Raw genomic sequence first — 26708 nt, forward strand, 5'->3', positions numbered from 1 at the left:
GGCTGGTGCGGGCTGTGGCGGTGGTGGACCGGTGGGTACAGAACACCACCCCACCCCCCGCCCAAAGCTCAGCCAGGCCGGGGGGGTGCCGCGCCCTGGTGCTGCCTCGAAAATGGGGGGCTTCTCCTTGGCCGCCGCAGGGGGGGTGCGGGGGGGATGAGCGCCCAGGTGCAGACATTGCGCGAACTGCTCGCCGGGACTCACCCGAGCGTGTCGGCGCTGCTGGACCGCATCGACGGTCGCGGGCTGGAGCCCGGGCTGCTCCTGGCGCTGATGGAGTGGGGCGCACACCTGCGGGTGGTGCGCGGCTTCAGCCACAACACCGTCCACAACTACCTCGATGCAGTAAGCCGGTTCTTCGCCTGGCTCACGGTGCGCGGTAGCGGGCTGGCGGCCGTCTCCACTCCCCTGGCCGAGGAATACCAGCGCCACCTCTACGTGGAGATCGGCCTGGGCGCGAAGGCGCGGGACGTGCACATCACCGCCATCCGCCGGTTCTTCGCCTGGCGGGAAGCGATGGGGGCCGGCATCAGCCCGGTGCGTTCCGTGCCCGGCCCGCGGCAGGAGCGGCGGGTGCCGAAGAAGTACAACGCGGCCCAGCTGCAGCGGCTGTTCGGCGCCTGCGACCGTGGCACGGCGCTGGGGCGGCGGGACTACGCCATCCTGCTGTTCTTCTACGGGACCGGGGCCCGGCGCCACGAGGTGGTCGCCCTGAGCCTCGACAGCCTCGAGTTCCGGGAGCGCTTCGGCTATGTGACGTTCCACGGCAAGGGTGCCAAGGAGCGCGTTGTGCGCTTCGAGCGCCCAGTCATGGACGGGCTGCACGCATGGTTCGCCGACCGGGACCGCCTCCAGTTGGATGACCCAGCCGCGGTCTTCGTCGGCGTCAAGGGCCGGTGGGTAGGTCGCCGGCTGGACCGGTCAGGTATGAGCCACGTCCTGGGGCGGGCCACGCGCCAGGCCGACCTGCGCGGCAACGTGCAGAGCCACCTGCACCGGCTGCGGGTCACCTTTGCCACCGACCTCTATGACGCCGGGGTGGACATCGAGCGGATCCGCATCGCGCTCGGCCACGAAAAGATCGAGACCACCCGGGGTTACATCGCCGTATCCGACCGGCAGCTGCAAACCAGCATGCCGGTGGAACGCCTGCTGGAAGTCACTGGGGAGAAGCGAGATGGGATGCCGCTCTGGTTCCGGCGCAAGACCGGCCAGCTACAGGACTGAACTGCTCGAGTTGTTTGCGCCTGACCACTCGCCGTGGGTCGAGATCGGCCAGCGCATCGGGGTCGACGCCCTGGGCGTGGTGCTGTCGAGGCTGGGCGGTGAGAAAGTGCACGTCCCTACGGAAGACAACTTCTGGGCCTGCCTGGAGAGAGCAGTGCGCGATGAGGAGATCCGCCAGCGGTTCCGGGGCTGGAACATGAAGGAACTGGCGGCCGAGTACGGGGTGGACACCCGCCACGTGCGGCGCATCCTCTTTGGCCGCCGCGATCGGTGACCCGTTTCGGACGACAGGCACCCATGGACCAGCGAGGATTCCGCTCATGACCGAAGAAACCGACAAGCCGCAGCGCCGCCCCTACACCATGACGCCCGCCGCCATCGAGCAACGGCGCCAGGCCGCCCAGCACAGCACCGGCCCGGTGACCGAGGAGGGCAAGGCCGCCTCAAGCCGCAACGCCTGGAAGACCGGACTCTACAGCCCCGTCAACCAGATGTGGCAGCGGCTCGGCATGATGGGGCGTCCCTGCCGCACCACCTGCGACAGCTACCCGTGCAGCCTGGTGGAGCAGGGGCTGACCAAGGAGGGCGGCGACTGCCTGGACAAGACCGTCTACCTGGAGGCCTTCGACTCCCTGATGGACGTGCTCCACAGCGGCGACGTGGCCGGCGGGCACGGCATGCTGGCCGCCCAGATGGCCGGGGCGCTGGAGGTCCTGCAGCAGCTCCGTGCCGAGATCGCCGAAAACGGCGTCGTCCGCGAGATCCCGCTGGTGAACAAGGAGGGGAATGTCGTCGGGCACAAGCCGGTCGCCAACCCGGCGTTGGCGCACTACATCAAGCTGCTCGACGGGATCGGCATCAACCTGCCGGAACTGCTGGTCACGCCGCGCAGCGTCCAGAAGCTGCAGGAGGCTGAGGATGCGACTGACGCCATCCGCGACCTGTTCAGCACCGCCCTGAGCCGCGCCGGCGGACGCCCGGTGCGCCGCGTCACCATCAACCACGGGGAGGAGTGACGATGGACGTCAGGATGGATTTCGGGGACGTGCTCAAGGAGTTGATGGACCACCTAAACGATGTGTACTGGACTATTGGTGGGCTGCATGCTCGCCCGGACCTGAGTGGGTTTCAGCAACAGTCTACGGACATGAAAACCCTGCCCATGGAGTTCGTTGATCAACGTGGATGCGGTGATCACGGGTTCGGCGGAACGATTTACTTTCCCACTGAATACTCTGACGGAGATGGCGGCAAGCTGTTCCTCAGGGTCGATTTCAGCGGTTGAGTCAATGCCAACCAAAACCCCAGAACTCACCCAGATCCGCAATCGCTGCGTTGTCGACGCCGACGACTTCGACTGGTGGCTGGGTGAGAAGGCGTGGTCTTGGCAGGGGCTCGACCGGGGCGACTACGGACTGAGCCTTGACCAGGCGCAGCTGCTCTACGTCTGCGAGGACCCGGTGCTCTGGGCCCGCGCCTTCATGGAAGAGCCGGACACCGGCGAGCCCTACAACTTCTGGGCCTATCAGCAGGAGAGCGTCCGGGCCTGGTTCCAGGACGTCATCCACCAGGACGGCGCCGAGGTGGGCAAGACCCGGGAGATCGTCGCCCTGGTGCTCTGGGGCATGTGCAGCGGATTCGGCGGCTCCATTCAGCGCCCGCAGGTGCTCGTGGGCGCACCCCAGCAGACCCACCTCGACGAAATCATCATGGCCATCGAGGAGCACGTGGGCGAGGCCGAAGGGCAGGGCGGACGCAAGCCTCTCATCAACCGCTTCTGGCTGAAGCCGAAGAAGCACCCCCACTACATGATGCGCTTCAACGGCCCCACCGGCCTCGGGCGGGTCTACTTCCGCCCAGCCGGCTACGACGGCGAGGCCTTCCGCGGCGTGCACGTCAACGCCATGTCGTTCATGGACGAGGCGGCGAAGATCAAGAACCCGGTCTGCTGGTCCGAGTTCCACCGCGCCCTCAAGCCCGGCTGCGTCCAGCGAATCTACTCCGTGCCGGACGGCGACAACGCCACCGAGTACTACCGCATGACCCAGCGGGCCGTCGCCAACCTGCCGGCCGACCGGCCCGGCATGCGGCTGTTCCACTGGCCCAAGACCCTCATGCCGGACCCCTTCTGGAGCGAGGAGCGCGATCGCGAGTTCCAGCGCCGGTACGGCGGGCGCGACACCCCCGGCTATCAGCGCAACGTGCTCGGCCTGCACGGGCAGCAGGAGAACCCGGTCTGGCCCTGGGCGCTGCTGCAGCAGAACATCCGCGACGTGCCCGAGTACCGCAGCGTCCACCTGGTGGCCGACGCCGCCCGCGGGGACCTGCACGTCTCCGCCTACCGCGTGGAGCTGGTCACCACCGAGGGCAGTCGCCGCAGCCCCCAGGAACACTGGCTGGTGGACCGCGACGACGATCTGGCCCCCTTCAAGGCCAAGGACCGCACCGCCGTGCGTGAGGCCGTGCGCCGCCTGCTGCGCGAGTTCATCACCCCGCCAGGACCCGGCCGCTACTGGTGCGGGGCGGACCTCGGCTTCGCCAAGGACCCCACCGAGCTGATGGTCTGGCGCGAAGTGGGCGGCGAGCTGCGCCGCATCGCCCGCATCCACGCCAAGGGCCTGGGCTACGACGTGCAGTGCGAGCTCATCTACTGCCTGGACGAGTTGTTGGATTTCCAGCCCGAGTGGGGCATCGACTTCGGCAACGCCGGCACCGCCGTCGTGCAGATGCTCCAGGCCCTCGACGAGTACGCCGACGCCCACTATGACGAGCGCCTGACCGGGTTCAACTTCTCCGCCTCCGTCGACTGCATCGACGAGGAGGGCAACGTGCTCGAGGAACCGGACCAGAAGACCGGCGACCCGAAGCCCGTGCGCAAGCCTGCCAAGGAGTGGGCGACCGACGTCATCACCCTGCGGCTCCAGCGCGCCGGCTACGCCATGCCGTGGGACCCGGACGTCATCCAGCACTACAGCAACCACACCGCCCGCGAGGGCGCCCGCAACCGGATTTTCAGCAAGGACAACGACCACACCATCGACGCCGACCGCGTGGCCCTGCTGCGCAAGGTCTACAGCGAGCAGATAGGCGTGGCCGACGTCTTCGCGTCCGGGGTTCAGCGGAGGGATGTGGCGTGAGCTATCAGCCCACTCACGACGAGCTGGTCATACGCGCCGAACGGTGGCTCAGGCGACAGGGATGTGGCGTGACCATTCGCGATCCTTTCCGTGCGTACACGGCGAATGGTGAGTTACCTGATGCGATTGGGTGGCGGGATGGTCTGTCAATTCTGGTTGAGTGCAAGGTGTCGCGTAGCGACTTCCAGGCCGACAAGAATAAACCGTTCCGCATGGTTCCAAAGAACGGGATGGGTGATTGGAGGTTCTATCTGTCACCGCCTGACGTGGTGCGGCCTGATGACCTGCCGCCCGGGTGGGGGCTGCTGTGGGCAACGCCGAAGGTGATCCGCAAGGTGCATGGGTTCCCTGGGAACTGCATGTGGTGGAAAGAGAGACCGTTTACAGGCTGCAAGCGCAGCGAAACGATGATGCTGGTTTCCGCGCTTCGGCGTATGGAGATTCGCGGGCATCTCAGAGAGATCTACGACGGCATCACGAACGATGCCGGCAATGACTAGCCACGGGACACGACCGCATGAACCTCAACCCCCTATCCTGGTTCTCCGGCCTCGGCCGCTCCAAGTCGGCGCTGCAGGGCCGCAACCTGACCGCCCGCGAGGTGCAGGCGCAGGGGCCGTGGACCGACGTGCTGTCCGACTGGGTGGCGCGCGAAGTGGCGCCGCGGCTCTATGAGGCTCTGCGGGAGGCCATCCCGCCCATCGACGCGGCCATCAACCGGCTGGTGACACTGGACGGCATCATCCGCCCCGAGGCGGAGAGCGACCGCCTGCAGCGGGCCATCACCGACTGGATGGACAACGTGCGGGTGAACGATCTGGAGACCGGCTTCCAGGCCTTCTACCGCTCGCAGGGCAACGAGCTCTACGAGCAGGGTTTCACGGTGGGCGAGTGGGCGCTATCCACCACGGCCGACGACGTGGAGCGCCTGCGGGTGGCCGACTCCAAGGGCGTTCACTTCCGCCGGCGCGACGGGCGGCTGGAGGCCTGGTACCGTCCGCCGACGCCACAGCGCAATACCCGCCGCGACGGCACCGAGCAGATCGAACGCGTGCTCCGCAACACCTACAGCGCCGGCGACCTCGGCGACCTGCAGGGCATCGGCTACCGCCGCCTGGAGCCCGCGGCCCTGGTCTACGCCGTCTACAATCCCGAGGCCGACTCTCCCTATGGCGTTAGCCTCATGCGCTCCATGGAGTTCGTTGCCCGCGTGCTGCTGACCATCGACAACGCCACCCTGCAGACCTGGGAGCGGTTCGGCAACCCGGCCTTCAGCCTCAACTACAAGACCAACGCCAGACTCAACGATACCCAGCTGGAGGCCCGGCGCAAGACCCTGGCAGACAACCTGAGTCGTGTCCTCGACCTGAAGCGCAAAGGCCAGTCCGCCGACTTCGTCAACGCCGTCGGCCGCGACGACAACCTGGAACTGAAGGTGATCGGCGGCGATAGCCAGGTGCTGGAACTGGAGGCCCCGGCCCGACACATCCTCGAGCAGATCGTCAGCAAGACCGGCCTGCCGTCGTGGATGCTCGGCTTCCATTGGTCCACCGCCGAGCGGCTGGCCCAGCGCCAGGGCGAGCTCGTGCTGCAGGAGAGCCGCACCCGCTGGGACCTTCGCCGGCCCGGGCTCTCCCGTGTGGTGGCCACGGCGCTGCGCGCCCGCGGCGTCACCTGGAATGAGGGCGACTGGCGCCTGGTGCAGGACCTCCCCAGCCTGCAGGACCTCGTGGCCCAGTCCCAGGCCGCCTTCCTCGACGCCCAGACCCAGCTCATGCTCTCCGGCGCCGGGCAGTCTCAGCCCGCCCAGGTCACCGCCTCGGGCAAGGTGGTCTTCCCCATCGACGACGACTACCGCAAGCACGCCCACGGTCACCTGCACAAGGAACCGTGGGTGGAGGACGACCCGGAGCTGCCGCGGCTGGAGCGCGCCACCGAGCGGACCCTGCTCGGCTCCTGGCGGAAGCTCTACAGCGACGCCCTGACCGCGCTGGGGCTGGAGACCGGCGGCAAGCGGGCCAAGGCGCCGGAGGGCCCGGTGTTCCTCTACGACCCGGCCGCCATGGGGCAGCTGCTGATGGACCTGCAGGAGGAGTTCATCGCCACCGTCGGCGGCGAGGACGCCGCGTTGGCCACCAACATGTACGCCGCCTGGGTGCGCGGAGTGGTCAACAGCGCCGCCGAGCTCGACGCCGACGCCGTGGAGGAGAGCGTGCGCAGCGCCACCCGGGAAGCCATGCGTCTCGGCGCCATGGACCTCGTGAAGGACGCCGCCACCCGGGCGTTGCGGGAGGACATCATCCGCACCCTCGAGGAGGGCGCCTACGACGGGCTCAACCCGCTCGATGTCGCCCGCCAGCTCCGCGCCCGCTTCGACGCCCACGAGGTGGACTGGGTGCGCATCGCCCGCAGCGAGATCAGCGCCGCCCAGGCCGCCGGCAAGCTCACCCAGTACGCCGCCCACGAAATCGAGGAATACGACTGGGTCGCCGCCCCGGACAGCTGCCCCATCTGCCTCTCCCGCCAGGGCGCGGGCCCCTACGCCGTCGGCAGCGGACCCATGCCGAGCCGCGACAGCCACCCGAGCTGCCGGTGCACGGTGACGGCAGTGGAAAGATGAGTCACGTCGACTGTGTCTTAGACATCTCGTCGAGCAGCATGATTAGAAGGTCGTGGAGACGTTGAATACCCGCGACCGAATCATCAATAGCATTTGTAATCTGGTCGAACTCGACAATCAGAGCCCCAGCTCCGCCGCTATTCCTTGAGTTTTTTACATTCAGAGGGCCGATAAAATCTGGAGGACGTTCAGGCTGCTGACCATCTTCTGTGTGCCAACCGAAGATAACTGGATTGTGCCCAATGCTATTCCTGACTCGTGCAATCTCTTTGGTTTTCCCCCACGCATCTCGGATCTCTTGCTTAAGGTTTTCACTGACAGCCGTCTTGCCAACAATAGATTTTATGGCAGCTACGCGTTTTCCAAACGACAAATTTACAAGCTCATCGTGCCGTTCAGGATCTTTTTCCAATTGCTCAAGCCACGTAAGCGTCATTAGCTCAATAGCGTTGAAATTCACTACCAGTTTCCCGATATGCCAAACCCACGGCTCAAGGTGTTCAGAGTTCAAAAAGTAACCAATAAATGGCATACGCATTACTCCGATAATTTAGACATACAGAACCACATTATGAACGCATTAATACAGCTCGGCATGACCCTATTCAGCGGCGCCGCCATCTGGATGGTGGGTCGCCCGGAACCGTGGAGCCGCTGGGGCTACCTGGTGGGGCTGGTGGGCCAGCCCTTCTGGTTCGCCGCCGCCGTCCAATCCGGCCAGTGGGGGCTGTTCCTCATCACCTGCTGGTTCACCTACGCCTGGGGGCAGGGCGTGTGGCTGCGCATCGTGGTGCCACGCCGCGAGGCCCGCGCGCCGTGACCGACCCCGACATGCGGCTCGTCCAGTCCACCTGGTACGAGCGTACCCAACGACCCTACTTCGAGAGACCCGACGCCATGACGGAAGAGCAGACCCTGGTCCAGCGCCTGATCCGGGAGGAGTGCGACGCGCTCTGCGCGATGCTGCTGGAGAAAAACCGCAAGTACGGCAACTCGGCCCTGGAGCCGGTGCGCATCTTCTCCCGGGCGAACCCCATGGAGCAGCTGGCGGTGCGGCTGGACGACAAACTCTCCCGCATTCGCTCCGGGCAGCCGGACGAAGACGAGGACGTGGACGGCGACATCGCCGGCTATCTCGTTCTGCGCAAGGTGATGCGCCGCCTCCAGGCCGGCGAGCGTCTGGCGTCCACCGCGGGCTGAATCCACCGTTCCGGGCTATCACTGTCAGGCAGTTCAATCAAAGCATTTGATAACCCGGAGAATAGGCAGATGGATTTGATAAAACAGAAGGAAGTCATTTTGCGCGAACTGGAACAGGAAAACGAACAGCTCCACCGCCGGCTGGAGATCGCCGAGGCGCAGGCGGCGCAGTTCCGCCGGCTGCGGGATGCCGTGGGGCTGGAGTGGGTGGTTGACCCCGAGCGGCTCGCGGCGCTGGTGCGCGAGGCCGGGCGAAGATGAGAGGTGGGCGGGGGCTCGCGCCCCCGCCCGGTTTAGGCCAGCAGCATCAACACCACCGCCGCCACCCGAAGGAGTGCGGTTATGGAGATCGATACCTCGACCTTGATCGTGAGACGGACCATAAGGGATGCCCTCAGGTTCGGCCCACGGCGCCGTGGGTATAAAACCCGTGTATTTCTATTTGCGCCCTGGCTGGCGCTAGCCCATCGGGATGATCGGTCCCTCCGGACGGCGGACTGGTTATCCTGGTTCGGTAGCCTCGGGGCCGAATACGGGGTTTCCACCGCGTATCGGCGCCGAAGCGCCTAACAGGACCAGCCCTTTAGCCCTCTCCACTTGAGGACCAGGGCCTTTGTGGGAAGGCCCTCGCGCCCCGGGGTTTCCCGCTCGGCGGGAAGCCGATGACGCTGCGAGCATTATACCCCAAATCATAAAGTGACCCATTTCGGACGACGCGCCCGCCGCCATCCGTCCAGACTGCCCCCGAACACGACCGAAACCGAGCCGGTCGCACCGGACCCATCCGACCCAGGGGGCAGATCGTGACCACGAAGAAGACGAAGCCCGAAGCCGACGCCGAGGCCGCCACGCCCGAGGCAAAGACCGCCGAAGCCGCTGCCGCGGAGAGCACCCCGCCGGAGCCCGCAGCCGGCGCCGACGCCGTGGCCGAGAGCCCGAAGGCAAAGGCCGCCGAGATCCCCGACTGGAAGCGGGCGGACTACACAGGCCCGCTGGACTGCGCGCAGGCCGACTGGCGCAACCGCCATTTGACGAAATGAGCCTGCAGCGCACCAAGCTGTCCACCGCCGTCCGCAAAGCCGCGGGCGAGGCCTCCAGCGACCAGCTGGAGGCCATCAACCGCCTGGCCCTGGCCGAGCTCGCCGCCGAGCAGGTCTACGTGCGCACCGCCTACCTCGGCCACAACGGCATCGACCGCGACCGCGAGGTGTTGGACGACGGGCTGCTGGACGACTTCGCCCGCACCCTGCCGGGCAAGGGCCTGCACCTGCGCCACCCGGGCGGTTGGAACGGCGACAGCGGGCCGGGCATCGGGCGCTGGTTCGAGGCCCGGGTCGTGGAGATGAGCCTCGACGAGGCCCGCGCGGCCCTCCGGGAGCCCGGCCTGCAGTTTCCGCCCGGTACCGAGCGGGCGAAGCTGCTGGAGGCTTCCAGCTACCTCCCGCGGTCCGGGAAGAACGCCGACCTCATCCTGGATATCGACGCCGGCGTTGCGGGTGACCAGTCGCTCGGCTTCACCGCTTCGGATCGCACCGCCATCCAGAACCCGGCCGGGGACACCATCGCCTACCGGCTGCTCGGACCCGGCGAGGCGCTGGAGGCCTCGCTTGTCTGGCTCGGCGCCCAGCCCGGGGCCCGTTTCCACAAGGGCGCGCCGCGCCCCACCGCAGAGGATCACGAGATGAGCGAAGAGCAGATGAAGGCGCTGCAGAAGAAGGCCGACGACGCCGAGGCCCGCGCCAAGGCGCTGCAGCCCAAGGCCGACGGCTTTGACGCCATCGCCAAGGCGGTGGGCGATGGGCTGGCCGCTGACCCCGACGCCCTCAAGGCCGCCGTGTCCGCCGGTCAGGCGGCCCACGACGAGCTGGTGAACGACATCGTCTCCTCCGAGCGCCTGGCCGGGATGGTCACCGGTGACGATGAGGCCAGCACCAAGAACGCCAAGGCCCTCTACGCCGACTGGTCCATGGACCGGCTCAAGGCCTACGCCGAGCGGGTGAAGAAACTGGTCCCGGCGGGCGGCACCATCGCGGGCGGCGACCCGAACGCCACCGCCGCCGGCGGCGGGCCGCGGCCCAAGCAGGACGGCCAGAAGAGCGCCTTCAACCCCACCGAAAACCCCCTGGTCACCGGCTGACCGGCCGCGCCCGGAACAGAGTAGAGGAGCAGAACGATGGCAACCGAAATCCTGAGCGTGGACTTCACCGGGTCCGTCGTCGCCCACACCGCGGCAACCACCGCCAAGGGCTTCTACGTGGTGGGTGGGCTGGTCTGCATGGCCATGAACGCCGCCGATGCCGACGCCGACAACGTCTTCGTCTACAAGGCCGACCGCGTGCGGGTGCCCAAGGCCACCGGCGAGGCCTGGACCTTCGGCACGAAGATCTACTGGGACGCGACGGCCGAGAAGTTCACCACCACGTCCACCGCCAACACCCTGGCCGGCATCGTGGCGGAGGCGGCCGCCAGCGCCGACACCGAGGGCGAAATCGATCTCAGCCCGTTCGTCAACGCCGCCTGACCGTAGGGCCCTGGACCTGACCGACTGAAGAGGGAGAAACCATGCACACCAGCATCAAGTTCGACAAGCTCCGGGGCCTGCCCGACGACCAGCAGATCAAGATGCTGGCGGGCGCCATCGGCTGGGAGTTCTCCAAAGTTCCCCTGGCACTGGCCATGTCGCCCATGGCTGGCGTGGATCCCGCCCGCGTGAAGGGCGTCAGCGGGGCCGGTCGCGCGCCCAGCTTCGATGCCATCAAGGCGCACATGAAGGCCTTCCTGGGCCAGAAGTACGCCACCAGCGACGACACGCCCTATCTGAACGACGTGTCCAACCAGATGGAGCAGTGGTTCCACACCAACATGCCCGAGATGGACATGGCCTTCGCGCTGCTGTTCGATTTTCTCGACCTGCGCAATTCGACCCATGACCACTTCGACATCCTCGACACCAACGCGGGCCTCACCTGGACCCAGCGCCGCCCGGGGCAGGCCGCGAATATTCGCCGCAACATCAGCGAGGCGAAGGCCAGCGTCAGCTACCTGGAGTGGAGCGACGGCCTCGGCCTGCTGGACGCCTGGCTCCAGTTCCAGCAGTACTGGAACATCGACGAGGCGGTCATGGAGTTCATGACCACCTTCTACGACAAGATGGCGTCCCTGCACTACGGGCTGTTCACTGCGCTCGGCGCGGGCGTCGACCAGGCCTTTGCCACCGACGACGTGCAGACCGCCAACAACGCCGCCGCGGCCATCATCCGGGCCGTCAAGGAGAAAGGCTACGCCGTGGGCGACAACCCCACTTTCTACGCCCTCTGCGCGGTGGAGCAGGTGGGTCGCCTGGAGCGCATGCTCACCGCCCAGCGCGGCAGCGCCATCGTCGACCAGGGCACGGTGAGCCAGCCGCTGGCCCACCGCATCGGCGGCATCATCGGCACCACCCACGTGTCCGCATCGGACACCGGCTGGTACCTCGTGCTCCCGGGCCGGAAGATCAAGCGCGGCGTCTGGAAGGACCTCACCACCGAGACCGACCGCAACATCTACGTCAGCGCCACCGACATCGTCGGCGTCGGGCAGTACAACGCCGCCATCGGCGACACCGACCAGGTGAAGCGCTGCAAGTTCAGCTGATTCTCCTCCGCCCATGTCAGCTATGGGATTGCCCGGGGATAAACGCCCCGGGCATTTTTTTCCTGCCCCTGTTCCTCTCACTGCTGGCGGTGCAGGCCGCGTCCGACGAGACACCCGGCACAAATTGACCCATTTCGGACGACGCGCCCGCCGCGCCCCGTCCAGACTACCGGGCAGACACGAGGACACCGTGAATGCCCAAGGCCACCGCAGCAGACATCACCGCGCTCGGCTTCTCCGCCGTCCAGTTCGGCGCTCCTGACGACTGGGCCGCCTACGTGGCCCCCATGCTGGACGATGCCGAGGCATTCATCACAGGTGAGATCGGCGCCGCGGCCTACGCCGGCGCCGCAGGCACCACCCTGTTCTACCTCAAGCGCGCCGAGGTGAATTTCGTCGCCTCGGAGCTCTGGCGCCGGCGCGCCGTGCAGCTCGACGCGGATCTGCGCCTCCAGCGCACAGAGGACTCGCAAGCCTACCTGCGTCAGCGGGAATACCTCGCCATGGCCCAGGCCGCAGAAGACCGCGCCTGGGACTTCCTCTCGAAGGTCACCGGCAGCCTGGCCACTGGCGGTGTCGCCGTCGGCGTCGTGCAGAGCGGTCCCTTCACCGAGGTGAACACGTGAAGACCACCAGCAACGCCCTCGCCATCGCCCGCCGCTGGAACACCCGCCGGGGCCAGCTCGACGGCGCGCTGCGCCGCGGGCTCCGGAAGGGCGCAGCCGCGGTGGACCGGGAGCAGGTGCGCAACCTGTCCGGCTCCGGCGCCGATGCGCCCGGCAGCTACCCGGTGCCGGTGCGCAAGGGCACACTGCGCGGCGGGCACTTCTTCCAGGTCGAGAATGCGCGGCTCGCCATCGTCGGCAATACCACTGTCTACGCCGCGCGGATCCACGACGAGCGGCCGTTCCTCGACGACGCAGCGGAGGACGTGGACGCGGGCGAGTACATCCGCGACGAGATGCGGACCGTCTTCACGAGGATGGTCCTGTGAGCCTGGAGGCATTCCACGCCGGACTGAAGGCGCGGCTGCTGTCCGACGCCGGGCTCGGCGCGTGGGCCTCCGGGCACTTCAGCAGGGCGCTGACCGCCATTGACGGGAACATCCCCATCAACACCCTCGGCGACGGCGAGGTGCCGGCGCTGATATTCGAGCTCGGCGACGGGGAGGGGCAGGGCACGGACGGCGAGCTGCAGGACTGGGTCGCCGACATCCACATCGCGCTGGTCTGGACGGAGCCCGGCCCGTCCAGCGCCTTCGCCCAGCGCCTCGAGCTCCCCGGCCTGCTGGCCCGCGCCATCATCGCCGACCCGTCCCTGGGCGGTTCCGGCGTGGTCGCCCGCCTGAGCGCCTTCGAGAGCGACCGCGGGGCGAACCACCCCACCCACGTCATGCGGGCCACCGTGTCCGCCTTCTACATCGAGGGGAGCTGATCATGAAGAAGACCGAGACCCAGGCCGCCACCGTGCAGGAACCCGCCGAGCGCGTCGAGGTGACCATCAGGAAGGAGGGCCACACCCACCGCGGAAAACCCTGCGCCGTGGGAGACAAGATCCGCGTCACCCCGCGCCAGGCGGAGTGGCTGAAGGAGCAGGGCGTCATCTGAGCCCGTCATCTGAGCCCAACGGGGCAACGCGATAGAGGAGAGACATCATGGGCGACACCTTCATTGTCCCGGGCGGCAAGGTCTACTTTGATCCTTTCGACGCCAACGGCAACCGGACGGGCGAGCGCTACATCGGCAACACCCAGGGCTTCGTGCTCAACAGCAGCGCCGAGAAGATCGCCACCTACGACAACGAGGACGGCGTCTCTGTCAAGGCCGACGAGGTGACGACCCGCCTCGACCGCATGGGCACCATGCGCACCCGCAGCCTGGACATCGACAACCTGGCGATGTGGGTGGTGAGCACCGCGTCCACCAAGACCCAGAGCAGCGGGTCGGTGACCGACGAGGCCATCAGCGCCGTGCAGCAGGGGCGCTACTACCAGCTGGGCACCGACGCCAGCAACCCCTCCGGCGTGCGCGGCATCAGCGCGGTGACGGTGACGGACGATACCGGCACGACCACCTACGTCGACGGCACGGACTACACCGTGGACCTCACCCTGGCCCGGCTCTACATCGTGCCCGGCGGAAGCATCGCCGACGACAGCGACCTCCTGGTGGACTACACCAAGGCCGCCAACACCCGCGACCAGGTCGTCGCGCTCTCCGCCACCACCCAGCAGGGCGCCGTGCGCGTCATCGGCAGCAACCTCAAGGGCGCGAACCGCGATTACTACATGCCCATGGTGAACCTCACGCCGACGGGCGATCTCGACCTGAAGGGCGACCCGGAGAGCCAGCGCCACCAGGAGATCGCCTTCGAGGTGGAGTTGCTCAAGAAGGACACCAACACCGCGCCGCTCTACGTCGACGGCCGCCCGGCCTGACCCGGATAACTGCGCGCGGGCGGACCCCGCCCGCGCGCCATAACAAGAGGACTCCCACATGCTGCGCATCGCTGACCAGGACATTGTCACCCGCCCCGTCCTGTTCGAGCTGCCCGACGGGCAGACCGCGAAGATTCCCTTCACCTTCCGCCTCGTCGGCCGGAAGGCGCTCAAGCGTCTCGTGACAGGGAAGCTGGGCGATGAGGAGGCCGAGCAGGTGCTCGTCGACAACACCCTCGGCTGGGAGGGGCTCGCCGACCCGGAGGGGAAGCCGATCCCCTTCAGCCTGGAGGCGTTCCTGGCGCTGCTGGACCGGCGCTGGTTCGAGCGGGCGGTGGCCCGGGAGTTTCTGGCCGCCTGCCTGGGGGCCCCCGCAAAAAACTGAGGAGCTGGGTCCGCTGGCTGATGGCGGCGGACGGGGCGGGCCCAGAGATATGCAAGGGCTGCCGCGAGGCCCGGGACGACGACGGCCCCTGCGAGGCCTGCCCGGAGCCCGAGCTGCTGCCCATGAACACCGCCGCCGCCACGGCCTGGCTGGAGCTGCAGAGCCAGTGGCGCCGGGACGCCTGGGGCCGGGCCACCGGACTCGACTACGCCGGCGTTGCGGCCTGGTTCCGGCTCGCCGGCGTCCCGCGCCGGGAACGCACCCATCTGTTCGGGCAGATCCGCCAGATGGAGGCCTACACCCTGGAAGCAATCCGCGAGCGCGCTGACAAGACCCATGGCAAAGACCCGCACTGACACGCTCATCATCAAGCTCGAGACCGACGGGAGCGGCAAGGTCAAGGCCTCGCTCGCCGGGCTCGAGCATGGCTTCGAGCGCGTCGATGGAAAGGTCAAGAAGAGCCACTCCAGCCTGCTCAACTGGAGCAACCTGCTGCGCGTCGTCACCGTGGGGGCCATGGCCGCCTACGCCAATGGCGCGCTCGGCATGGCCGACGCCCTGGAGTCAACCGCAGACAAGCTGGGCCTCAACATCGAGACCCTGCAGGAGTACCGCTGGGCCGCTCAGCAGAGTAACGTCGCAATCTCCACCATGGAGATGGGCCTGCAGCGGTTCTTCCGCCGTGCCGCGGAGGCGGCCGATGGCACCGGCGAGGCCAAGGGCGCCCTGGCCGAGCTCGGAGTGCAGCTCACCGACACCAGCGGCAAGCTGCGCGTGGGCGAGGACCTGTTCCGCGACGTCGCCGAGGCCATCTCCCGCGTCGAGAGCCCGCAGGAACGGCTGCGGCTGGCCTTCAAGCTCTTCGACTCCGAAGGCGTGGTCATGGTCAACATGCTGCGCGACGGGGCCGCCGGGCTCGACCGCCTGCGGCAGGAGGCGCGGGACCTCGGCATCGTCATGGACGCCGATTTGATCCGCAACGCCGCCGAGGCCAACACCCAGCTCGAGGCGGTCTGGAAAATCGTCGATGCCCACCTGACCCAGGCCCTGCTCGAGCTCAGCCCCTACCTTGTGGAAGCCGCCGAGGGGTTCAAGGACCTGGCGATTGCCGCCAAGAGTTTCTTCGAGAGCCTGGGCAGCGTCGACCAGATGGGCGAGCAGGCCATCGAGCGGGAGATTCAGGGGCTGCTTGAGCTCCGCGATAGCGCCCTGGAGCGGCTGCAGACCGTCCAGCGCGGCAGCAGCGAAAACGCCGCAATGAAGGATTGGCTGGCCTCGCAGTTCCTCCCCTCGGAAGAGGACCTGCAGGCCCGTCTGGACGAGATCAACCGCCTGCTGCTGCAGGCCCGCCTGCGCCAGAAGGAACTCTTCGAGGGCGCCCAGGCTGGCGGGACACCGGACCAGCCGCCGCCGGCGCCGGTGCTCAAGCCGTGGGACCCCTCGGCCGCCTCCGCCGCACAGAAGGCGGCCGCCACCGAGCTGGAGGCCTACCGCACCCGGCTCACCAGCCTGATTGACGCACTCGACCCCGCGGCGGCAAAGACCCGGGAATACCTCCAGGCCGTGGCCGACCTCGACCGCGCCTGGGCCTCCGGGCTCATCTCCGGCGACGAGCACGACCGCCTGCTCCAGCTGCTGGCCATCGACACCGATTCGGCGCGGGAAGCCGAGGAGAAGCGCCAGGCGCTGATGGATGAGGGCGCCCGCCTCACCGAGGCCATGCGCACCCCGCTCGAGGAGTTCGCCGACGAGCTGGAGCGCTACACCCTCCTGGCCAAGGCCGGCGCCATCAGCCAGGAGACCCTGAACCGGGCGGTCACCGACGCGCGGGAGAGGTTCAGCGAGGCCGAGGAAAAAGCGAAGAAGTCCCTGTCCACCATGGCCGCGTTCTCGGAGCGTGCTGCCGAGGGTATGCACGACGCCTTTTCCCAGTTCTTCTTCGACCCGCTCGCTGAGGGATTCGACGGGGCGCTGGACGGGTTCACCACCATGCTGCGGAAAATGGCGGCGGAACTCGCCGCCTCCGAAGTGATGCTGTTCGCCGGCAACCTGCTGAAGGGCTCCGGCAGCGACTGGCTGAGCAGCCTCGGCAGCTCCATGGTCAAGTACGCCACCGGGCTCACGGCCAACGCGAAAGGGAATGTCTTTTCCGGCGGTCGCGTGGTGCCGTTCGCTGATGGCGGAATCGTCACCTCGCCGACGCTCTTCCCGATGCGCGATGGGATCGGGCTGATGGGCGAGGAAGACGATGAGGCCATCCTACCGCTCAAGCGGGGGCGTGACGGAAAGCTAGGCGTGTCCGGAGGGGGAACGCAGATCACCATCGCCCCGAGGTTCGAGATCAAGGCCATGGACTCCAAGGATGTACTGCGTACCGTGGCGCCCGTCTCCCAGGAGCTGGCCGTTATGACCATGCGCGAGATCGAGGGATTGAACCTGGGCAGGAGCGGCCGCTGACATGGGAACATTCGTCGACAGGCTGTTTCCTGTTGAGCGGTTGATCTGGCAGGAGATGCGCGGGGGGATCCTGCCTCCGCCGGTATCTTCGGCAGGTAACGGCAGCCTGGTGCAGCAGCGTTTGAGCACCACCGACGAGGGCCAGTATCGGGTTACGTTTCCGCCCCAGGTGCGCAAGTGGTCAGACTGGGTGGCTATCTACGAGTTCAGTCTCGGCGTCGGCGGACGGCGTGACAGTTTCCGGCTGCGTGATCCGCGAACCTATTTCAATAAACGCGCCGGCCAGGCGCTCGGTGCGGGTGATGGGGTTACGCAGGCCTACCAGCTGGTAGCGTCCTTCGGTGACGATTACACCCACCGCATCACCAAGCCGGTCGATGGGACGGTTGCCATCTACATCGGCCAGGCCGGCAGTCCGGTGGCGCAGACCAGCCGCTGGAGCGTCGGCCTGTTGAGCGGCGAGGTATCGTTCGATTCCGATCTCGCCGGCACGGTGACAGGCGCAACGTCGGCCTCGCCGTGCGTGCTCGAGATTACGGGGCACGGGCTTACCACAGGCGACACTGTCCATCTGGGTGCGTTCACAGGAACGGGGTGGTCGGGGCTCAACGACCGCCGCGAAATAGTGGCCGTTGTCGACGCCAACCACATCAGCATCCCGGTTGATTCCTCGGCCTTCCCTGCATACAGCGCCAATGACGGCACCACACATACCCTGCCGCAGGCGGGGGAGATCATAACGGCAGACCTTGAGTGGGAATTCCAGGTCTGCCTATCCAGCCGCATCGAGCCGCCGTCCGACGCAGTGGTGGGCCGAATTGTGCGTCTCGGAGAGGTGGTCTTCGAGGAGGTGGACGAGTGAGGCCGATCTCAGCGGCACGTCAGACTGAGCTGGAAGCTGGCCGCGCCTGTCGCGCGGTGCGTTTTCACCTGCGCGATGGTACGGCCTTCGGTGTCTGCAATCATACCCGGCCACTTACCATTGACGGGGTGGTATATGAGCCCGCATCCGGCGATTGGCGTGCGCCGTTGCGTAGCTATATCGACACCGCTGTCGACAACCTGCAGCTCTCTGGAGGCTGGGGGGACTACAACGAGCAATCACTGATCGAAGGCCTTTTCAACGAGTGCTACATCGTCGCGGGCATCGCCTTCTGGAAGCTCTCGCCGCCTGAGTTCATGACCACCTTCCGCGGCGACATGGGCAAGCTGCAGTGGAGCCGTGACGGGTTCCAATTCCAGGCCGAAGACATCATGCAGAAGCTCAGCCGCCCGCTCGGTCGCACGGCCGGGCCGGACTGCCAAGTGGAGCTCGGCTCGACCGGCGTCGGCCAGTGCAACGTGGACCTCTCGCTCTACGAAGTGAGCGGCACGGTCACAGCCGTTGACGGCAGCCATCCGCGCGTGACCTTCACCGACTCCGGCCTGACGCAGACCGTGCCCTACTGGACCGACGGGCTCATCACCTGGGACACCGGCGACAACGCCGGGCTCTCCTACACCGTGGAGGCCCATGCCGCCGGCGGCGAGCTGACCCTGCAGCTGCCGGCCCGCCGCGCCATCAGCATTGGCGACACCTTCACCATCACGCCCGGGTGCGACCACACCGACGGCGCCGGCGGCTGCGACAAGTTCGGTAACCGGCCCAACTACCAGGGCCTGCCCTTCGTGCGGCCCGAGACGCAGATCGCGGGGGAGAGCTGATGTCGCACATCATCGCCACCGCCCGCCGCGAGCGCATCCTCACCGAGGCCGTCACTTGGGCGGGCACGCCCTACCGCTCGCGACACTACCCGGTCAAGGGCCCGACCGGCGGCTGCGACTGCGCCAGCTACATCCTCGGCGTGGCCATGGGCGCCGGGCTGGTGCCGGAGGGCACGCCGCTGCCCACCTACAGCGCCGACCGGCACCTGCACCAGTCAGACGAGCGCTACCGGGAGGAGCTCCGCGCCCTCGGCTGCACCGAGATCCCCGTCGAGCAGGCGAACCCGGGCGACGTGCTGCTGTTCGTCGTCCTCGGCCGCCGGCCCGCCTCCCACACCGCCATCCTCCTGCACGGCCTGCGCATGGCCCACGCCTACGAGACCACCGGCAAGGTCAGCATCAACGGCATCGACGCAGGCTGGCAGCGCCGCCTGCGCTTCGCCTTCCGCCTGCCCGGGGTGCCCGAGTGAGCGGCTCCATCGGACAGCTCGCCGGCGGCCTGGTCGGCGCATGGGTCGGATCGTTCTTCGGCATGCCGTCGCTGGGTTTCTCCATCGGCAGTTCCCTGTTTGCCTCCGGCCAGACCATCAAGGCCGACCCGGGAGACCTCTCCTACAGCGTCAGCGGCTACGGCAAGTTCATGGGGTGGGGTTACGGCACCTACCCTGTCGATGCGCCGTTCGCCGTGTGGGCGTCAAACTTCCACGCCCACAAAAAGACCACCAGCAGCGGCGGCAAGGGCGGCGGCGGGGTCAGCCAGGAATACTACGAGTACAGCATCGATATCGCCTTCTACTTGCGCGACTGCACCGACGGCAATCCCATCAGCGGCGTGCGCCGAATCTGGAACCTCACCACGGGCGAGCTGATCTATGACGTGGGCACCGGTGCCGACGCCGCCACGCTCATCCAGAGCCGCAAGATAGCCGACAACATCCAGGTGCTGACCGGAACGAGCGACCAGGACCCGCCGGCGCTCATCGAGGCCGCAGAGGGCTGGTCGCCCGGCTACCGCGGGCACGCGCTGTGCATCATGGAGAAGCTCAAGTGCGGCGCCACCAAACAGGTGCCGCTGCTGCGCTTTGAGATCGCCGCCAGCGCCTCCACCCCGCCGCACCGGTTGACCGGGTTCAATCCCGGCAACGTGACGCTGCAGTGGCGTAACATGAGCATCGAGGAGGACAACGGCACCGTCCTGGCCGTCGGCAGCGAGAACGAGCTCATCGACGGCAGCGGGTACTGGCGCGACGTGTTCCGCTCCCGCTACGACCTCGACGGCAATCTCCTGAGCAAGGAGATCAAGACCGTCGACGCCGGGCCGTATACGAGTGTCGATGCGACGTTCATCCCCGTGCGCAACAGTCCGGGTCTGTGGATCGAGACCAACTGGTTCACCTATTTCTACTGGAGCAGCTGGGAAAACCCGACCGCCTATGCCGCCGAGGATCGGGTCTATCTTCCTGCCGGTGTCACCCTGCCGGCGGGCGCCGCATTGTTCGCCGTCAACGGCGCCGTCGTCCGCGGACAGTGGATTACCGATGAGGGCTACCGGATCACGAAGTGGCCCTGGGTCGATGACGATACCCGCGAGCGGCGCCCCAGCAGCTACTGGTCGGACTCGGTCACCGTCATCGCTGGCACGGGCACGTCCACGCTTTACCGGATGATGCCGAGCCATGACGGGGCCAGTCTGTACCTGTTCTACTCCAGCCCGACGGCCGCCGTCGTCTATCAGATCGATGTGGATACACTGGCCACCGTTGACCAATGGGCCATCGGCGCCGGCTACGGCAGCAGCCCGGCCAATGCATTCTGGGTCTACGAGGACAAGTTCATCCTGGTGGAGTCCGCCGAAATCCGCCTGTTCACGCTCAACGCCGACGGCACGGCGACCCTGGAAGGGACATACAGCCACGGAGATTACATCAGCTTTCCCCTCTCCATCTGGCCGCTCGCGCCCTACATGATCACCTTGAGCGTGGGCCAGATGTACATGGACGACCTGCTGGCCGCCGGCGCCGATACGCTGCCGGCCGTGCTGGGCGACCTGGTGGAACGCGCCGGCGTGGCGTCTGCCGACCACGACGAGAGCCTGCTGCCGACGACGCCCGTGCGGCTGTCCATCACCAGTCAGCAGGCCGCCCGCGACTGGCTGCTGCAACTGTCCAGCCTGTACCACTACCGCATGCGCACCAGCGCCGGTCAGCTGCAGGTCACGCCCAAGGGCGGTTCCGCCGTGGCCACCATCGAGCAGGCCGACCTCGGCATGCGTCCGGCCAACGGCGGCGCGCCGGTGCTCGACCCGCCCATCACCACCTATGCCGCCCAGGGCATCGCGCTCCCGCGCAGCGTCACCGTGGTGGCCGTTGACCCGGAATCCGACTATGCCCCGGTCCAGCAGACCTACCGCATGCGTAATTTCGGCGAGGGGCAGGATCTCACCCTGCGCACCACCGCCATCCTGACCGCCGACCAGTGCAAGGACATCGCCACGATCTACGCCAAGGAGCCCCACCTGGAGCGCCTGAGCTGGAGCACATCGGTCGGCGTGAAACACGCGAGGTACGAGGCCGGAGACGTGCTCGATCTGCCGCAGGGCCGCGCCTGGCTGCGGCGGGTGGCGGAGTCGGGCGACGGGACCATCGAGTGGGAGCTCCAGGCCGAGGCCGCCAGTGCCTACACCGGCCAGGGTTTGCCCACCGCCAGCCCGCCGGTCCCATCCGGCGGTATCGCGCTCCCGGGCCCCACTCACCTGGCGCTGCTCGACCCGCCCGCGCTGACCGACGCCCATACCGGCGCCGGAATCGTGGTCGCCGCCTGCGGCTATCTCTCCGGCTGGAGCGGCTGCAACCTCTACGTCAGCGATGCGGAGGACGGCGAGAGCTACAGCCTGGTGGCCACCCTCACCGAGGCGGCGGTCATCGGCGTAGCCGAGACGGCGCTGCCCGACCATGCCGCCACGATGTGGGACCGCACCAACTCGGTGGTGGTGCGGCTGGTGGGACCCAACGGCGCGCTGTCCAGCGCCACCGAGGCACAGGTGCGCGCGGGCGGAAATGTCCTGCTGTGGGGCGATGAGGTGGTGGGCGTGGCCGACGTGACCTATCTAGGCTCTCGCCGCTATCAGCTCTCCACCCTGCTGCGCGGCCGGCGCGGCACCGAGTGGGCGACCAGCGGCCACGCCGCCGCGGAGACCGTAGTGCTGCTCGATTCCGCGACCCTACAGCGCATCGACCTGGATGTGAGCCGCATCGGGGCCGGCCGAAAATACAAGGCCGTGAGCTTCGGTAACGGCATCGCCGACGTGCAGCCCGTCAGCTTCACCGCTGCGGGCGTCTCGCTCGAGCCCTGGGCGCCGGTGATGATCCGCGGCAGCCGGGATGCCAGCGGCACCCTGACCGTCCGCTGGCAGCGCCGCGGCCGGTTCGTGCCACGGCCCTTCTGGCGGCCCGGGCTGAGCGACCTGCAGAGCTACGAGGTGGACATCATGAGCGGGTCCACCGTGCTGCGCACACTCACCAGCGCCACCGAGTCGGTGACCTATACCACCGCCCAGATGAGCACCGACGGCGTGACGCCCAACACGCCGGTCAGCGTCAGAGTCTATCAGCTGAGCACCGATGTCGGCCGCGGCTACGCCGGCAGCGCCACGATCTAGGGAGCGGAACATGACCACCGAATATCTGAAACTCACGGAGATGAGCTCGAATCCCCAGGAGCCTGATACCGTCGTCAATACCATCCTGCGCGAGATCGAGAGCCGCTTCCACGTCAAGAGCCGCACCAACGGCGGGCCGCCGGCGAGTCCGGCCAACGGGCACACCTACATCGTCGACAGCGTCACCGGGGCCTGGTCGTATTTCACGCTCGGCCAGATCGCCCGCTACTACTCGTCAACGTGGTACGCCGTCACCCCGGGCGAGGGCTGGAATGTCTGGTGCGACGACGAGGACGTGCTGCTGTCGCATGACGGCACCCGCTGGCGGGAGGCCCCGATCCGAATCGTGGCGATGCAGGATTTCAGCCAGGACCCGGGTACCACCACCGGCCTGACATTCGGCTACCGCGCTGGCCGGGTGCGCAACGACTCGGCGGTCACCGATGTGTCGGCCGGCACCGTCGCGCTCACGGCCAGCGGCACCAATTACGTCGAGCTGACCGGTGCCGGAACGGTGTTGGCCAATACCAGCGCATACACGTCCGGCCGCATCCCGCTTTATACCGTCGTCACCGATGGTAGCGGCATCACGTCTGTCACCGACCGGCGCACCTGGGTCTCGCTGGGCGGCGGAGCTGGTGGCGGCGGCAGCAGCCTGGGCGATTTCGACGAGGACAGCGGCACTACCACCGGCCTGACCTGGGGCTATCAGGCCGGGTCGATCCGTCTGCGCACCACCGTGACCAGTGTGTCGGCCGGCACCGTCGCGCTCACCGACAACAACACCAACTACGTCGAGATTGACTCCGGCGGCACCGTCACGGCCAACACCACCGGCTTCACCGCCGGGAAGATTCCGCTGCGCCAGGTGACCACCGTCAGCGGCAGCCAGACCGCCAGCACCGACCGGCGCGCCTGGATACCGTTCGTCGTCGAGGGGCCGGCAACAGGGACGGACAACGCCTGGCCGCGTCAGGACGGCGCCACCGGCCGGATTCTGCAGGACGGCAAGTGGGTCGAGGCCGACAGCGGCGACGTGACGGCCGGCGGCCACCTCGACATGAACGCCAAGGACCTCAAGCGGCCCATTCTGCGGCGCTGGATCGAGGGGCAGGGAACCGCCACGCTCACGACCGGGACCCTCACGCTCGACTGCACCAACGGGCCGAATTTCGCGGTCACGCTGAACCAGAACGTGACCACCGTCAGCATCACCAACCTGCCCAGTGGCACCGGCTGGATACCGCTGACCATCGAGCTCACCCAGGACGCCACCGGCGGCCGGACGGTCAGCGGATGGCCGTCCGGGACCAAATGGCCCGGCGGCAGCGCGCCGACAATCAGCGCCGCGGCCGCGGCTGTGGACGTGATCGCAGGCTACACTCGGGACGCGGCGACCACCTGGCGGCTGGGCCGCGCATTCGAGGACAGCAAGTAATGCGCTGGCGTCGTGACGAAAGGACTGGGCTGATCCTGCCGCGCGGCACGGATAGCCTGATCCATCACGGTTTGCAGCTCGCCGCCGGCGGAAGCGGCACCGTGATCTACGCCACTTGGGATGCGTCGGCCAAGGGCCCGAACATCACGCTGAGCGGCGGGGACCTCACGGCGACCAAAGGCGGAAGTTCAACATATGAATCTGTCCGCGCGACCAAAGGCAAGCTGTCGGGGAAGTGGTATTGGGAAGTCACGGTCATCAGCGGCAACACATCGCCTTATATCGTGATCGGTATCGGCACCGCATCGCTGCCGACGGCGGCCGCACCCGGTTCGACGGCCACCTCCTACTCATACACGGAAGGTGGGGGGTACAAATATAACAACGGCAGCACGACTGCTTATGGCGCAACCTATGCGACTGGCGACGTGATCCAGGTGGCGCTGGACATGACCGCCGGGAAAATCTGGTGGGGTAAGAACGGCACCTGGCAGGCGTCTGGCGATCCGGCTGCGGGCACGGGGGCAGCATTCACGGGCCTCGCGGGCACCCAGTATCCCGCCGTCGGCCTCTATCGACCGCCTACAGACCCTAGTGCCGTCACCGCGAATTTCGGCGCGTCCGCATTCTCCTACAGCGTCCCGAGTGGCTTCAACGCGGGGGTATATTGACGCGGCGGACCATCCGCCACAGCGCCAGCAGCCGCAGCACCGGCCGCGGCGTCGGCGTGCGCCCCTGCCACCACCATGCCTGAATAAAGTGACCCGTTTCGGACGACAATGTAGCCCAGCCTCGCCCACCCTGCCACAAACAGCAGGGAAGGGACCATGCCTGAACGCCTCGCTCCCCACGTCATCGCGTTCTTCTACGCCCTGGCGGCCATCACCGGCGGGTTGGGTGGCTGCGCCGCGGCCATCCAGCATTCGCTGATCACCCGTAAGTCACTGCGCGTCGGGTTCATCTCGGCCTACGTGGTGCTCGGCATCTTCTCGGCCGGCATCGTGCTCTCCGCCGCGCTCATCGCCGGCATGCATGTCACCGAGCCCCACATCATCGGCGGCGGCCTGCTCACCGGCTTCGCCATCTCCACGATGATGGCCACCGGCAACCTGGCGGCCGTCGTCACGCTGCGCCGCCTGGGTTGGGAGGCGGCCATCACCATCCGCCGCAGCGACGAGGACCGCCGCCACCATGAGGGCGAGGAGGGCCGCACCTGATGGCCAGCCGCCGCCTCGATGACCTGCAGCCCTACGTCGCCGAGATGGCCCGGGAGCTCGTGCGCCTGGCCGATGGGGCGGGGCTGGACCTGCTGATCTACTGCACCCTGCGCAGCGCCGAGGAACAGGCGCGGCTCTTCCGGCGCGGGAGAGCCCTGCGCGAGATCGAGCGCAAGGCCCGGGAGATGGAGGCGCTCGGCCGGTCGGACTTCGCGCGCCTGCTGATGGACGTCGGCCCTCAGTACGGGCCGGGGCCGGTCACATGGGCCGGGCCCGGACAGAGCCTTCACCAGTATGGCGTGGCCCTGGACGCTGTCCCGCTGCGGGACGGCAAGCCGGTCTGGGCGACAGCCGGAGCGGACGGGCGTCCAGACTGGGGACGCCCTGGTGTCGACGGTGAGTTGTGGGACCGCTACGGCGCGCTCGGCGAGCGGGTAGGGTTCGAGTGGTCCGGCCGCTGGAGCCCGCACCACCGGGAGTATCCCCACCTACAGGCGGCCGGTGTCGACTGGCGCGACCTGATCCGGCAGGGGCACAGCGCATGAAGAGTCTATTCGACGAGCTGCTGGTGGCCTGGGCCGCGGGCGTCATCACCTGGGCCGTGGTGCGGACCTTCAGCGCCACCCCCCCGGACATCCCCGGCACCGGCGGCACCGTGGCCGCCCTCGGGGCGGTCATCGGCCTGCTGGGGACGGCCATCGCCCTCTACCGATGGGTCAACCGGCGCCGCGACGATCCAGACGAGGGCAAGCCGTGAACATCCTGTTTGGCCTGCTCGCCAAGGTAGCCCCCAGGTTTGCCCTGCGGGCCGTGGGCTGGTTCACGGGCGGCAGTGGCCAGGCGGTACTGATCACCGCCGTCGTCGGCCTGGTGGCCACCCTGCTGGTGGCTGGCGTGCAGCAGGCCCGGGTGTGGCACGCCCAGGCCGACGCCGCCGAGGCGGACGCCGAGCGCGCCGAGTGGCAGCGCAAGGCCGAGGCCGCAGCGGCGGACCTGGCCGCGCTGGAGGCGCATGTAGGGCGGCAGAACGAGGGGATCCGGCAGGTGGAGCAGCGCGGGCGCGAGGCCGGTCAGGCCGCCGCCGAAGTCCTCCGCCGATCAGCGGAACGCCGGCGCGAGACGGGAACCCCCAGCGGACACGAGGAGATGCAGGCATGGGCGGAATCGCTGCCTGGTCAGCGCTACTGATTGCCGCGCTGCTCGCGGGCTGCGCACAGGCGCCGGAACGGGTGCGCACCGTGGAGGTGCTGGTCCCCACGGTGCCGGAGATCCAGTACCTGCCCGAGGCGCTGCGCGAGCCCTACCAGGTGCAGGCGCCGCCCCCGCGGGCCTTCGTCGCGCCGGCCGACCCGGACGCAAAGTCCGCCCTCACGTCGGAGGGCGAGGCCTGGATCCACGGCCTGGTGACGGACCTCCTGGAGCGGGTGAGAGCCTACGAGAAGGCGCTGGATCGGCTGATGCGGCCGCCCTGAACCGCAACACCACCAGACAGCGAATAAAGAGGGGCGACCGCGCCATGCGCCAACATGGCGCGGCCCCCGAAGCAGTGGCAGGCACTGCAACAGGCAAGGCCCCCCACCCCGTCGACGAGGTAG

General features: G+C 67.7%; 34 protein-coding genes. 33 read left to right on the forward strand and 1 reads right to left on the reverse strand.

Translation table 11 applies throughout. The annotated features are described in order from the left end of the window. The first annotated feature begins 156 nt into the window (after positions 1 to 156). From DFQ59_RS06605 to DFQ59_RS06635, 7 genes are read left to right on the forward strand one after another with little or no spacing between them, the layout of a single operon-like run. A complete protein-coding gene (locus DFQ59_RS06605; RefSeq protein ID WP_114278882.1) occupies positions 157 to 1227 on the forward strand; it encodes a tyrosine-type recombinase/integrase in 1071 nt (356 codons plus the stop codon). A gap of 10 nt (positions 1228 to 1237) precedes the next feature. Then, entirely contained in the window at positions 1238 to 1501 is a 264-nt protein-coding gene (locus DFQ59_RS19775) for a Mor transcription activator family protein (RefSeq protein WP_170142062.1), read from the forward strand. Positions 1502 to 1547: 46 nt separating this feature from the next. Further along, positions 1548 to 2243, forward strand: a complete 696-nt coding sequence (locus DFQ59_RS06615) for a hypothetical protein (RefSeq protein ID WP_114278884.1) — start codon at positions 1548 to 1550, stop codon at positions 2241 to 2243. A 2-nt stretch (positions 2244 to 2245) separates the two neighbouring features. Continuing rightward, a complete protein-coding gene (locus DFQ59_RS06620; RefSeq protein WP_114278885.1) occupies positions 2246 to 2512 on the forward strand; it encodes a hypothetical protein in 267 nt (88 codons plus the stop codon). Between the two features lie 4 nt (positions 2513 to 2516). Further along, positions 2517 to 4364, forward strand: coding sequence for a hypothetical protein (locus DFQ59_RS06625; protein ID WP_114278886.1), 1848 nt, complete (start codon positions 2517 to 2519; stop codon positions 4362 to 4364). Beyond that, positions 4361 to 4864, forward strand: coding sequence for a hypothetical protein (locus tag DFQ59_RS06630; RefSeq protein WP_114278887.1), 504 nt, complete (start codon positions 4361 to 4363; stop codon positions 4862 to 4864). Before DFQ59_RS06625 ends, DFQ59_RS06630 begins: the two co-directional genes overlap by 4 nt. 17 nt (positions 4865 to 4881) lie before the next feature. Continuing rightward, positions 4882 to 6984, forward strand: coding sequence for a structural protein (locus DFQ59_RS06635; RefSeq protein WP_114278888.1), 2103 nt, complete (start codon positions 4882 to 4884; stop codon positions 6982 to 6984). A 1-nt stretch (position 6985) separates the two neighbouring features. On the opposite strand, the gene DFQ59_RS19485 is transcribed toward DFQ59_RS06635, so the two are convergent. Continuing rightward, positions 6986 to 7516 carry a hypothetical protein gene (locus DFQ59_RS19485; RefSeq protein WP_170142031.1) on the reverse strand — a complete coding sequence of 177 codons (531 nt, stop codon included), beginning with the start codon at positions 7514 to 7516 and terminating at the stop codon, positions 6986 to 6988. 39 nt (positions 7517 to 7555) lie between these two features. Here DFQ59_RS19485 and DFQ59_RS06640 point away from each other — a divergent pair, with 39 nt between their 5' ends. The 26 genes from DFQ59_RS06640 to DFQ59_RS19495 all read left to right on the forward strand — a co-directional run bounded on the left by DFQ59_RS06640 (position 7556) and on the right by DFQ59_RS19495 (position 26585). After that, positions 7556 to 7804: a hypothetical protein gene (locus tag DFQ59_RS06640; RefSeq protein WP_211314808.1), complete on the forward strand. Its 249-nt coding sequence runs from the start codon at positions 7556 to 7558 to the stop codon at positions 7802 to 7804. After that, positions 7801 to 8184, forward strand: a complete 384-nt coding sequence (locus DFQ59_RS06645; protein ID WP_114278889.1) for a hypothetical protein — start codon at positions 7801 to 7803, stop codon at positions 8182 to 8184. The genes DFQ59_RS06640 and DFQ59_RS06645 overlap by 4 nt, the downstream gene beginning before the upstream one ends. A 69-nt stretch (positions 8185 to 8253) precedes the next feature. Next, positions 8254 to 8445 carry a hypothetical protein gene (locus DFQ59_RS19490; RefSeq protein WP_147275185.1) on the forward strand — a complete coding sequence of 64 codons (192 nt, stop codon included), beginning with the start codon at positions 8254 to 8256 and terminating at the stop codon, positions 8443 to 8445. A gap of 542 nt (positions 8446 to 8987) precedes the next feature. Then, positions 8988 to 9224 carry a hypothetical protein gene (locus tag DFQ59_RS06650; protein WP_114278890.1) on the forward strand — a complete coding sequence of 79 codons (237 nt, stop codon included), beginning with the start codon at positions 8988 to 8990 and terminating at the stop codon, positions 9222 to 9224. Continuing rightward, positions 9221 to 10321 carry a hypothetical protein gene (locus tag DFQ59_RS06655; protein WP_114278891.1) on the forward strand — a complete coding sequence of 367 codons (1101 nt, stop codon included), beginning with the start codon at positions 9221 to 9223 and terminating at the stop codon, positions 10319 to 10321. Before DFQ59_RS06650 ends, DFQ59_RS06655 begins: the two co-directional genes overlap by 4 nt. Positions 10322 to 10357: 36 nt before the next feature. Then, complete coding sequence (locus DFQ59_RS06660) at positions 10358 to 10705, forward strand: DUF2190 family protein (RefSeq protein ID WP_114278892.1); 348 nt, start codon at positions 10358 to 10360, stop codon at positions 10703 to 10705. Between the two features lie 41 nt (positions 10706 to 10746). Then, positions 10747 to 11817, forward strand: a complete 1071-nt coding sequence (locus tag DFQ59_RS06665; protein ID WP_114278893.1) for a hypothetical protein — start codon at positions 10747 to 10749, stop codon at positions 11815 to 11817. 194 nt (positions 11818 to 12011) lie between these two features. Further along, positions 12012 to 12443 (forward strand): hypothetical protein, encoded by a 432-nt coding sequence (locus tag DFQ59_RS06670; RefSeq protein ID WP_114278894.1) that lies wholly within the window; start codon positions 12012 to 12014, stop codon positions 12441 to 12443. After that, on the forward strand, positions 12440 to 12811 hold the full coding sequence (locus tag DFQ59_RS06675) for a hypothetical protein (RefSeq protein WP_114278895.1): 372 nt from the start codon (positions 12440 to 12442) through the stop codon (positions 12809 to 12811). The genes DFQ59_RS06670 and DFQ59_RS06675 overlap by 4 nt, the downstream gene beginning before the upstream one ends. Then, positions 12808 to 13251 carry a hypothetical protein gene (locus DFQ59_RS06680; protein WP_114278896.1) on the forward strand — a complete coding sequence of 148 codons (444 nt, stop codon included), beginning with the start codon at positions 12808 to 12810 and terminating at the stop codon, positions 13249 to 13251. Before DFQ59_RS06675 ends, DFQ59_RS06680 begins: the two co-directional genes overlap by 4 nt. Before the next feature lie 2 nt (positions 13252 to 13253). After that, positions 13254 to 13424, forward strand: a complete 171-nt coding sequence (locus DFQ59_RS19780; RefSeq protein ID WP_170142063.1) for a DUF7210 family protein — start codon at positions 13254 to 13256, stop codon at positions 13422 to 13424. A 47-nt stretch (positions 13425 to 13471) separates the two neighbouring features. After that, entirely contained in the window at positions 13472 to 14254 is a 783-nt protein-coding gene (locus DFQ59_RS06685; protein WP_114278897.1) for a phage tail tube protein, read from the forward strand. Positions 14255 to 14312: 58 nt separating this feature from the next. After that, positions 14313 to 14639: a hypothetical protein gene (locus DFQ59_RS06690; RefSeq protein ID WP_114278898.1), complete on the forward strand. Its 327-nt coding sequence runs from the start codon at positions 14313 to 14315 to the stop codon at positions 14637 to 14639. Between the two features lie 20 nt (positions 14640 to 14659). Continuing rightward, a complete protein-coding gene (locus DFQ59_RS06695) occupies positions 14660 to 14995 on the forward strand; it encodes a DUF1799 domain-containing protein (protein ID WP_114278899.1) in 336 nt (111 codons plus the stop codon). After that, complete coding sequence (locus DFQ59_RS20035; protein ID WP_211314809.1) at positions 14976 to 17096, forward strand: phage tail tape measure family protein; 2121 nt, start codon at positions 14976 to 14978, stop codon at positions 17094 to 17096. The genes DFQ59_RS06695 and DFQ59_RS20035 overlap by 20 nt, the downstream gene beginning before the upstream one ends. 1 nt (position 17097) lies before the next feature. Next, positions 17098 to 17958, forward strand: a complete 861-nt coding sequence (locus tag DFQ59_RS06705) for a DUF2460 domain-containing protein (protein ID WP_114278900.1) — start codon at positions 17098 to 17100, stop codon at positions 17956 to 17958. Next, positions 17955 to 18800, forward strand: a complete 846-nt coding sequence (locus DFQ59_RS06710; protein WP_170142064.1) for a DUF2163 domain-containing protein — start codon at positions 17955 to 17957, stop codon at positions 18798 to 18800. Before DFQ59_RS06705 ends, DFQ59_RS06710 begins: the two co-directional genes overlap by 4 nt. Beyond that, positions 18800 to 19270 carry an NlpC/P60 family protein gene (locus DFQ59_RS06715; RefSeq protein ID WP_114278902.1) on the forward strand — a complete coding sequence of 157 codons (471 nt, stop codon included), beginning with the start codon at positions 18800 to 18802 and terminating at the stop codon, positions 19268 to 19270. Before DFQ59_RS06710 ends, DFQ59_RS06715 begins: the two co-directional genes overlap by 1 nt. Next, entirely contained in the window at positions 19267 to 22458 is a 3192-nt protein-coding gene (locus DFQ59_RS06720) for a phage tail protein (protein ID WP_114278903.1), read from the forward strand. Before DFQ59_RS06715 ends, DFQ59_RS06720 begins: the two co-directional genes overlap by 4 nt. Before the next feature lie 10 nt (positions 22459 to 22468). Beyond that, positions 22469 to 23896 carry a DUF2793 domain-containing protein gene (locus tag DFQ59_RS06725; protein WP_170142065.1) on the forward strand — a complete coding sequence of 476 codons (1428 nt, stop codon included), beginning with the start codon at positions 22469 to 22471 and terminating at the stop codon, positions 23894 to 23896. Next, complete coding sequence (locus DFQ59_RS06730; protein ID WP_170142066.1) at positions 23896 to 24567, forward strand: SPRY domain-containing protein; 672 nt, start codon at positions 23896 to 23898, stop codon at positions 24565 to 24567. The genes DFQ59_RS06725 and DFQ59_RS06730 overlap by 1 nt, the downstream gene beginning before the upstream one ends. 156 nt (positions 24568 to 24723) lie before the next feature. Then, positions 24724 to 25113, forward strand: a complete 390-nt coding sequence (locus tag DFQ59_RS06735; protein ID WP_114278906.1) for a hypothetical protein — start codon at positions 24724 to 24726, stop codon at positions 25111 to 25113. Continuing rightward, positions 25113 to 25658 carry a M15 family metallopeptidase gene (locus DFQ59_RS06740; RefSeq protein ID WP_114278907.1) on the forward strand — a complete coding sequence of 182 codons (546 nt, stop codon included), beginning with the start codon at positions 25113 to 25115 and terminating at the stop codon, positions 25656 to 25658. The genes DFQ59_RS06735 and DFQ59_RS06740 overlap by 1 nt, the downstream gene beginning before the upstream one ends. Beyond that, positions 25655 to 25870: a hypothetical protein gene (locus tag DFQ59_RS06745; RefSeq protein ID WP_114278908.1), complete on the forward strand. Its 216-nt coding sequence runs from the start codon at positions 25655 to 25657 to the stop codon at positions 25868 to 25870. The genes DFQ59_RS06740 and DFQ59_RS06745 overlap by 4 nt, the downstream gene beginning before the upstream one ends. Next, the gene (locus tag DFQ59_RS06750; protein ID WP_114278909.1) at positions 25867 to 26301 is read left to right on the forward strand and encodes a hypothetical protein; all 435 of its coding nucleotides are present in this window, start codon (positions 25867 to 25869) and stop codon (positions 26299 to 26301) included. The genes DFQ59_RS06745 and DFQ59_RS06750 overlap by 4 nt, the downstream gene beginning before the upstream one ends. After that, a complete protein-coding gene (locus tag DFQ59_RS19495; protein WP_147275186.1) occupies positions 26268 to 26585 on the forward strand; it encodes a hypothetical protein in 318 nt (105 codons plus the stop codon). The genes DFQ59_RS06750 and DFQ59_RS19495 overlap by 34 nt, the downstream gene beginning before the upstream one ends. Positions 26586 to 26708: the final 123 nt, after the last annotated feature.

The organism is Thioalbus denitrificans (genome assembly GCF_003337735.1).
Lineage (GTDB): Bacteria > Pseudomonadota > Gammaproteobacteria > DSM-26407 > DSM-26407 > Thioalbus > Thioalbus denitrificans.